At 62.4% G+C, this 8560-nt stretch carries 6 protein-coding genes and 1 pseudogene; 4 read left to right on the top strand and 3 right to left on the bottom strand.

Annotated features, from left to right (window positions below; genetic code table 11):
* A partial coding sequence (locus tag V6M49_RS10080) for a SulP family inorganic anion transporter (RefSeq protein ID WP_332761022.1) occupies positions 1 to 1304 on the bottom strand: 1304 nt, incomplete at its 3' end.
* Positions 1305 to 1517: 213 nt separating this feature from the next.
* On the opposite strand from V6M49_RS10080, the gene mptB reads away from it, so the two are divergent.
* The 3 genes from mptB to V6M49_RS10065 all read left to right on the top strand — a co-directional run bounded on the left by mptB (position 1518) and on the right by V6M49_RS10065 (position 4547).
* The gene (gene mptB, locus V6M49_RS10075) at positions 1518 to 3137 is read left to right on the top strand and encodes a polyprenol phosphomannose-dependent alpha 1,6 mannosyltransferase MptB (protein ID WP_332761021.1); all 1620 of its coding nucleotides are present in this window, start codon (positions 1518 to 1520) and stop codon (positions 3135 to 3137) included.
* 168 nt (positions 3138 to 3305) lie between these two features.
* A complete protein-coding gene (locus tag V6M49_RS10070; RefSeq protein ID WP_332761020.1) occupies positions 3306 to 3704 on the top strand; it encodes a PDDEXK nuclease domain-containing protein in 399 nt (132 codons plus the stop codon).
* A 186-nt stretch (positions 3705 to 3890) separates the two neighbouring features.
* Positions 3891 to 4547, top strand: a complete 657-nt coding sequence (locus V6M49_RS10065; protein WP_332761019.1) for a hypothetical protein — start codon at positions 3891 to 3893, stop codon at positions 4545 to 4547.
* A gap of 450 nt (positions 4548 to 4997) precedes the next feature.
* Here the strand turns inward: V6M49_RS10065 and V6M49_RS10060 are convergent, their stop codons facing one another.
* Positions 4998 to 6107 (bottom strand): IS110 family transposase, encoded by a 1110-nt coding sequence (locus V6M49_RS10060; RefSeq protein WP_332761018.1) that lies wholly within the window; start codon positions 6105 to 6107, stop codon positions 4998 to 5000.
* Between the two features lie 670 nt (positions 6108 to 6777).
* Between V6M49_RS10060 and V6M49_RS10055 the strand changes: the two genes are divergently transcribed.
* Complete coding sequence (locus V6M49_RS10055) at positions 6778 to 7857, top strand: SIR2 family protein (RefSeq protein WP_332761017.1); 1080 nt, start codon at positions 6778 to 6780, stop codon at positions 7855 to 7857.
* Positions 7858 to 8013: 156 nt separating this feature from the next.
* On the opposite strand, the pseudogene V6M49_RS10050 reads toward V6M49_RS10055, so the two are convergent.
* Positions 8014 to 8560: pseudogene (locus V6M49_RS10050) on the bottom strand (alpha/beta fold hydrolase); the annotation flags it as partial.

The following is an 8560-nucleotide window of genomic DNA, read 5'->3' as shown; positions in this document are numbered from 1 at the left end:
GACGAGGCAAAAAACAGCTCGCCGTCCACCGTGTAGGTGGCCACGTTCTCGCCGTTAAGTTCGACGACGGTCCGCTCCACCGTGACGAAGTGCGCCACCCGCCGGGCGAACAGGGCCGTGGCCGCCAGCACGCCCGCCCCGACGCCGATTGCAAGGTTGTGCGTGGCTGACACCACTGCCACGGTGATCACCATAACGGCGGTCTCGGACTTGGGCATCCGGCGCAGGGTCCGCGGGGCGATGGAGTGCCAGTCGAAGGTGATGGCGGAAACGAAGATCATCACGGCCACCAGCGCGGCCATCGGAATCAGGCCCACAACGTCACCGAGCACCACCACTAGAACCAGGAGGAAGACGCCGGCCAGGAACGTGGACACCCGGCTCCGTGCCCCGGATCCCTTGACGTTGATCATGGTCTGGCCGATCACGGCGCAGCCGCCCATGCCGCCGAAGAAGCCGGTGACGATGTTCGCCACGCCCTGGCCCCAGGACTCGCGGGTCTTGTTGGAGCGGGTGTCCGTGATGTCGTCCACCAGCTTGGCGGTCATCAGCGATTCGAGCAGCCCCACCAAGGCCATGGACAGCGAGAACGGCGCCAGGACCTGGAAAGTCTCCCAGGTCAGCGGGACGTTGGGGATAAACATCGACGGCAGGCTCTCGGGCAGCTGGCCCTTGTCCTGGACAGTGGGGACGTCCACGCCGGCCAGCACGGCAAACAGGGTGAGCACCACGATGGCCACCAAAGGTGAGGGCACCGCCGTCGTAATTCTTGGCAGTCCCACCACGATCACCAAGCCGATCGCCACCAGCGGATAGACCATCCACGGCACGCCGATCAGTTCGGGAATCTGGGCCATAAACACCAGGATGGCCAGCGCGTTCACAAAGCCCACCATCACCGAACGCGGGATGAACCGCATCAGCCGGGTGACGCCGAGGACCGCCAGGAGGATCTGGAAAACGCCGGCCAGGATCACCGCCGCGATCAGGTGGTCCAGGCCATGGCTGCGCATCAGCGGGGCGATGACCAGGGCGACGGCGCCGGTGGCGGCGGAAATCATGGCGGGCCGGCCGCCCACAAAGGAGATCGTGACAGCCATGGTGAACGATGCGAACAGGCCGATCCGCGGATCCACGCCCGCGATCACCGAGAAGGCGATCGCCTCCGGGATCAGCGCCAGCGCCACCACCAGACCCGCCAGTGCCTCGGTCTTCAGCCGCCGCGGCGAGCGAAGCGTGGCGCGGACTGATTGGAGCTGCTGAGGCGTGCTGGTCCGGGCATCGGGGACGCGTGGTACGGCCATGGCTGGGTCCAATCGTGCTGGTGAAGCCGGCAGTGGGGGCTTCATTCTGAGGCGGGGTTGGGGCGGCGGGACGCCTCATTGCGAAATAGGGGGCACGGCCGCCCTTACAAGTCTGGGGTACGCGCTAAGCCAACTGCTAAAATAACTGGGTTGTAGACCGGCCTATAGCTAGTCCAGCCAGCGCCGTAACGTAAGTAGGGGACCACACAAGACATGACGGCAGGCGGTTCACACATCAGCACTTCGGAGAGCGTCCCCGGTCCGTCGAAAAAGACAGCGGCCGGCACGGAGCTTCCGAAGTCTGCCGCGCCCGCCGTAGCTCCCCCCCCCAAGCGCCGGGTGTACATCGCCACCTGGCAGGGGTTCCTCGGCGCCCTCATGATGTTTGTGGGCTCGATCGGAACGGGCTGGATCGCGAACGGCTCACCCATGATCCGCCAGCCGGTGGTCATCGCGCTGCGGACCGAGGGCTGGGGCGTGACGCTGTCCACCGTGCTCCTGACGGTGGGTGCGATGCTCCTGATGCGGTCCTGGCTCCGGCTGGGCCAGCGGCTGGGCGACTGGGGCGAACACTCGCTGCGGTCGGTGGTCATAGCCATCTCCGCCTGGTCCCTGCCGCTCCTGCTGGCCGTCCCCATTTTCTCCCGCGACGTCTACGCCTACACCGGCCAGGGCCGCCTGGTCATGGAGGGCCAGAACCCTTACGCCGTGGGCATTTCCACCCTCAACAACTGGTTTGCCCTCGGCGCGGATCCGGCCTGGGCCGAGAACCGGACCCCCTACGGGCCCTACTTCCTGTGGCTCGCCCGCGGCGTGGTGGAGCTGACAGGGGCGCAGCCCGACGTATCCGTCCTGCTGTTCCGCCTGATCGCCGGCGTCGGGGTTCTGCTCTGCGTCATTTACGTGCCCAAGCTGGCCGAACTGCACGGCATCAACGGCGCCCGGGCACTGTGGATTGCGGTGGCCAACCCGCTGTTCCTGATCAGCTTCGTGGCCAGCGCCCACAACGACGCGCTGATGGTGGGCCTCGCCGTCGCCGGTGTCTACTTCGCCGCGACGAAGCGCTACCTGGCCGGAATCCTGCTGGTCACCGCCTCCATCGGGATCAAGCCGATCACCGTGCTGCTCCTGCCGTTCATCGGGGTCATGTGGGCGGGGCCCGCCGCCTCGTGGACGCGGAAGTTCCTCATTTGGGGTGCGACGGCGGGAATCAGTTTCGCAGTACTGGCCGTCAGCGGGATCCCCTACAACCTCGGGTTGGGCTGGGTGTGGGCCATCATGGACCCGACGCCGGGGTACACCGGCTATTCGCCGTCGGGGTTCCTGGGGCAGCAGGTGGAGTTCCTCGGCAACGTGCTGGGACTGTCGGGCGGCACCATCGCGGACCTCCTGCGGACAGGCATGAAGTGGGCGGCTATCGGGCTCGTGCTGCTGCTGATGTTCCGTGGCGATTACTCGCGGGCAGTGCGCCGGCTGGCTCTGGCGTTCACCGCCGTCGTGATGCTTTCGCCCATCATCCAACCTTGGTACATCCTCTGGTTCCTGCCGTTCCTGGCCGTGACGGGCATCCGGAATGACTGGCAGATCCGGTGCCTGTACGTGGGCGTGACGTTCTTTGTGGTGTTTGGAGCGCAGGACCAGCTCTCGATCTGGTCCTTTGTAGAGCTGCCGATTAATGCGTCCTCGCTGGCGTTCGTGACGGCCCTGCTGTTCACGTTCTACCTGCTGGTCCTGGACATCCACACGCGGAAGCTGCTGATTGAGGGCAAACCCTTGGACTGGGCCCGGCGTGGCTGGCGCTGGGTCCTGGACCAGCGCCGCACCGCCCGCTGAGGCCGCCAGCGCGTCAATAAGTTCCGGCAGTCAGAAGCGCTCCCACTTCCCGGACTGGCAAATAGACCAATGCGGAGGCTGGCGAGCCCTAGCTTCTAATGGCTGCATCGACACGAGCCCCGACCACAGCCCTACGTGAACTAAGGTCCAGGGTTCTCCTTTGACGGCTTGCGGGTCCCCTTCGACGTCGCGGAGGACGATTTCTACGGGGACCTGTGGACCTGCTCTTCTTCCACATCGAATTCAACGGGCTATGTTGTCATCGAGCTCAAGACCGGCAAATTCCAAGCAGAACACGCCGGGAAGCTCAATTTTTACGTCGCCCTCGTCGACGACGTACTCCGGCGCGACCATCACAACGAAACCATCGGCATCCTCATCTGCGGCACCAAAAACGACCGGAGCGTCCGGTACAGCCTAGGTCGTTCCTCCTCTCCCATGGCCGTCGCGGCCTACACATATGACAAGCTCCCCGAAGCCGAGCAAGACGCTCTCCCCGACGAAGGGCACCTCGTGGCCGCATTGGAATGGGCCGAACCGAGCCCTGACAGCGAAGACAGCCGCTGACGACTCAACGGAGCCGATGGATAGGGGTGGGCTAACCCGTCGATACTTGCCAGTGGTTCGACATGGCTCCAGCAGTCTCCAATCTGTGATCGACCACCCCGCTCGTGGATGCGTGGGGACCTAGAAAGACGTGTGGTCATCTGTCCTAAGATCGGGAGTATCAACGGTGAACGAGGGGGAGTGCCGATGCTGGACTGGAACATGGCGGTCAGTGCGTGGCAGGTGATCCTCCCGCCGTTGATTGGCGCACTTGTCTCCGTCATCTCTGTGGCGGCGGCATACTTCATCGGCCGGGGTGCTGAGAAGCGCAAACAACGTGACGCCATCTACGAATCCAACCACTCCACGATGGTTGATCTGTTCTCTGCGATAAATCTGCTGACCTCTGCGATGGACCGGCACGTGGCTTCCAAAGAGGATCCAAGTAACCAAACGTTCGACAAGATGTGGGAGATCACTACCGGGGTTACATGGGTTCCAGGTCGCCGAGATGGCAAGATCGTGCACGGCGTTCTGCAGCCCACCGACGAGGGCTTGATCATCGACTTGTGGATTCGGACCCTGTTGACGTTGTTGTATCAGCGGTTGGATCAGAGGGACAAGGCTGACGAATTCGAGGATCAGAAGCTGCGGTCGCAGATCCGGAAGATTCATACAAGGCTTCAGCGGTGGGCAATACGTGAGTTGCCCGTCTCCTGGTTCATTGAGGATCTGAAGCATACTGGTCTAAGGATGTTCCACACGCTATACATTGAACGGCAAGCCGATCTCGCGCCGCTGGACCTTGATCCTGAGTCTCAGGCAATGATGAAAGAGTTCCGCCGTAAGGCAAGGGATACTTGAAACGGGATGATGCAGACAGCACAGCCGATTCATTCGGGCCGGAGATGCACTGCAAATGAAGGCTTTCCAGTCGTGGTCCAATGACCTCAGCCGAGATGTTGCCCAATACTTTGCTGAGTCGTTGCGGGTGTAACTGACCTGACCAAGCACGGCTCTGATATGTAGGTCCGGTTGTCAAGGGGCAGAGGTGAGCGGCTCCGGGCTTTTGGTTCCGGGGGCCGCTCAGCGGGGTGCCGGCCGGTCGTGGTTTGGGGTGCTGGCGAGTCTTTCTCGACTGCAGTGTCAGGCTGACATTCGCGGGTTGGTTACCGCATGACGATTTGTTCGGCTGGAGCGTATCGGTGTCTAGAATCGAGCGTCGACGGTTTGAACCCGTCTGCTCATAGCGCCGTCTCGAGTTAGCTCCGTGTGCTGCCGCGGCATCTTCACCACGTCCCGGGGGGCACGTCCTTAGGCCGCTTTCATGCGTTCTCCTTGCTGGAGCGGGGCGGCCAGTGACCAACACCACCCGGCAAGTTCACGGGCGATCGCGGTGTTGGCCTTGACCGGCATTTTGTGCCGTTCATCGAAGTGTTCCCACTTGCGGTGGAGCCGGTGGTTTCCTTCGAGGGCGCGGATCCGGGTTGCCGGTGCGACGAGATCGAGCTGGCGGATCAGCCGTTCCCCAGGCCGGGCGTAGGGGCGCCGGTGCTGCCAGGCGGCCTCGATGAGGAGTTTGCGGGCGTAGGTGTTCCCGGCCTTGGTGATCGGGCCCTGGTGCCGGGACGGGCCGGAGGATTCCTCGCTGGGCACCAGCCCGAGATAGGACCCGATCGACGAACCCGTGAACCGGGTCCAGTCCCCGATCTCCACGGCCAGGCCAAACGCGGTCGTGACCCGGACACCCCGCAGGCACATCAACGCGCTTATTACCGGGCCGTAGCGGCATGTCACTGCGGTCGCGGCCACCTGTTTATCGATGCGTTTCAAGTGCCCGGCCAGCAGCTCGGCCTGCTCGAGGTCGGCCTCGTAGGTGAACTGCAGAGCCGGTTCCTCAAAGCGCTGGCGGTGCAGCCAGAGGCTGTGTTCCTTTGTCCATCTGGTGTCCTTGGGGTAGCGGATGCCGTGGCGCAGCAGGAACGCGTTCACGTGCTGGCGGGCGTGCGCGAGGTCCTTGGCCGTACCCGAGCGCAGCCGGGACAGGTCCCGGAGCGCTTCTTCTTCCGGGTCCGGGACCCGCACCTCGGTGACCGAGCCGACCGCAAGCATCTCGGCCAACACCCGGGCATCCCGCCTATCGGTCTTGACCCGATCACCCGGTGCCCGCAACAGCTTCGAGGACGCAGCAACCACGCAGTTGATGCCCGCCGCGCGCAGGTACCGGGCCAGGACGAACCCGGTCGGTCCGGATTCGTAGACGACCTTGAGGGGCGGGGGGAACCGGCGGACCCACTCCAGCACCATGGCAGGGTCAGCGGGCATCATCGTGTGGTTGCTGATTTCCCCGGTGGCCGGGTTCAGTGCATGGCCCACGACGTTGACCGCGTGAACATCCAGCCCGATGAAAGTATGCTCAAACATAAGCCGGGACCTCCCAAACTTCACATGTGGCACTACCATTGCACCCCCGAGGAGCCGTCAGGCCAAGGGAGCCCGTCAATGGCAACCCACGGACCCCTGTGAAACAGAAGGCCCCGGCCTCACCAAGCCTTGGGTCCCCGCTCCCTGCCCGTCCGGGATAAAGGACATCACCGCCGGGAATCAGGCCCCGTAGCGCCGCCTGCCACACAGACGACGCGACCTACGCTCAAGCCGGCGCTGCGGGACCGCCCGGCGATAATGGCCGACCCCGGACGGGCGGAACCTGCACCCCTCACTTCATATCGTCTAGACGGCCATAGCGGCTGCGCCACGTCACGTCAGGCATAGTCTGCTCAAGATCGAGCGGGGACCGCTGAGCAGGCACTCGGCGAACCGGGATGTTACTGGATCGCCTGTACACATCTAGGCTGTGACTGTGTCTAATAATGAGTTTGTGGCGCTGCTAGGCGCAGGAGCATCTCGCGGTGCAGACATCCCCCTCGCGAGCGAATTAACCAAATGTGCTCTGAAGGCCTCGGAGCAACAACCCGGTTCAGTATCGAACGATCAACACTTATCCAACGCCCTAAATTTCGTAGTCGCAGCCATTCAGCTGCATGACTCACGAAATGGGCTTCCCGTCAACCAGTTGGTCGGAATCGAACGACTAGTGAGTGCAGTAGAACTCCTCAAGGACCGGCGTTCGCTCGAAGTTGCCCCTTTCGTACGTGACTGGGACCCATCCGTTCAAACTTTTGACACCCGTAGACAGAATTCATCTAGGTCCCGCCTCTACGATGAGCTTGAGCGAGGCATTCTGGAACTGACCGTGCCGGACTCCAAGAGATTTCGAGTCCCGACCTATGGAGCCAAATCGGGAGTGCTTGAAAGACCGTTCGAGAGCTTGCTAGCCGATGTCCTGTATCAGGGGAGCCAGGACGTTTTTCGAAGCCTATATACCTGGCTCAGAGCGCGTGTCGTTGAGGACGTTCGGGTAAAGCCAGAAGCAAACGTCAATTACCTTCTTCCACTCCTTCTTGCCGCTAGGAGCGGTGCAGGCGTAATAGGCACACTCAACTACGACCTGACAGTAGAAATTTGTGCCCGAAACAACGACATTGCGTTGAACCGATTTGTTGACTCTTGGGAGGATACTGGTGCCCTGAGCGAGGCGCCGGATTGCATCCCCTTCCTCAAACTTCATGGTTCAGTGGACTGGATCAGCACAGATCCCGACAGCCTTCATGTAAGGAGCGAGGGCGACGATTCGAATATTCAGGGCAGCCCGGCACTTGTGTACGGTCAGCGAGAAAAACTTCGCAGCGATGGTCCTTTCCTTCAACTCATTGAAAGATGGAGGTCCGCGCTGGCAAGGACAAAGCGTCTCGTCGTCGCGGGATATAGCTTCGGCGACGAACACGTAAATGCCCTGATACGCCGCTGGCTCAAGACGAAGCACGACGGAGTCCTCGTCGTCATAGACCCCGGATACCCAGACCTTTCGGAAGCCCCACTGAGGACCAACAATCCACGGCTAGAACTCTGGCGGGACTACGGCAAAGACGCGAAGCAGTGGGACTCTGAAATGAACGTCTGGAGAAACGTGTCGCAGCGGATTTTCGTCCGTCGCGAGGGACTTGAAGAGGCGCTTCACAGTTGGAGGTCCTCTGGTTTGGACGCCCTGGCTTCAGATGTGAACCTGCAAGAACTGGAGCAGCCGAGGGGGACGATCAGTTCCCGCGAGTCTTAGTGCGGTTAACGGGTATGTTGTCATCGAGCTCAAGACCGGCAAGTTCCGGCCTGTCTACGCCGGAAAGCTGCCACCGGACGGCTCGCAAACCGGCCAAGACAAGTTGGCAGATTCCGAATGCGTTTGTTGCCTGGCCATTTGCAGGGCCCAGCGCGCTTAGTCCTCCAATTTCGCCAGCAGCCGGCCAAGCAGCGCCGCACCGTCCTGCCGGATGCCGTCGTGCTGGTAGTCGTTCGTGACGACGGGCCGAAGCCTGTTAACCAATGCGGCCGTTTTCATCGAGCCCTCGAACGGCACGAACATGTCATCCAGATAGACAGCGGCCGCCGTGGGAACTGCATTCTTGGACAGGACGTCCTCCGAGTAGAGCGGCCCCCAGTCGGTCCGCTGCGCCAGATGCTCTGCGACCTCCCTCAGCGGCGTAAGGGCAGGGTCCTGCTCGAACTGCCAGGGGTAGATCATTTCGCCGGTCAGCAACACTTCGTCACCCGGGTCGCTGGAGTTGACGGCGAACGCGTCCAGTTCGGCGCGCACGGTGTGGGCGGCCCACGCCGTTGCGGGTCCCTGGCTGTAGATCGCCTCGTGCATCACCGCGTACAGCGGGTTCTTGGCAAACGAGAGAACGGATCCTGCGTCGACCAGGAAGGCCTCGGTCAGCTCGGGGTCCTCCCGACCCGGCACGAAGGCGCTTTCGAGGAGGTAG

The sequence above is a fragment of the Pseudarthrobacter sp. genome, from assembly GCF_036675385.1.
GTDB lineage: Bacteria > Actinomycetota > Actinomycetes > Actinomycetales > Micrococcaceae > Arthrobacter.
This window is presented reverse-complemented; position numbering and strand designations above follow the sequence as displayed.

Bases quoted from the DNA above. Each gene is read 5' to 3' on its own strand.
- V6M49_RS10060 (WP_332761018.1), bottom strand. From the start codon at position 6,107: ATGTTTGAGCATACTTTCATCGGGCTGGATGTTCACGCGGTCAACGTC.
- V6M49_RS10065 (WP_332761019.1), top strand. From the start codon at position 3,891: ATGCTGGACTGGAACATGGCGGTCAGTGCGTGGCAGGTGATCCTCCCG.
- mptB (WP_332761021.1), top strand. From the start codon at position 1,518: ATGACGGCAGGCGGTTCACACATCAGCACTTCGGAGAGCGTCCCCGGT.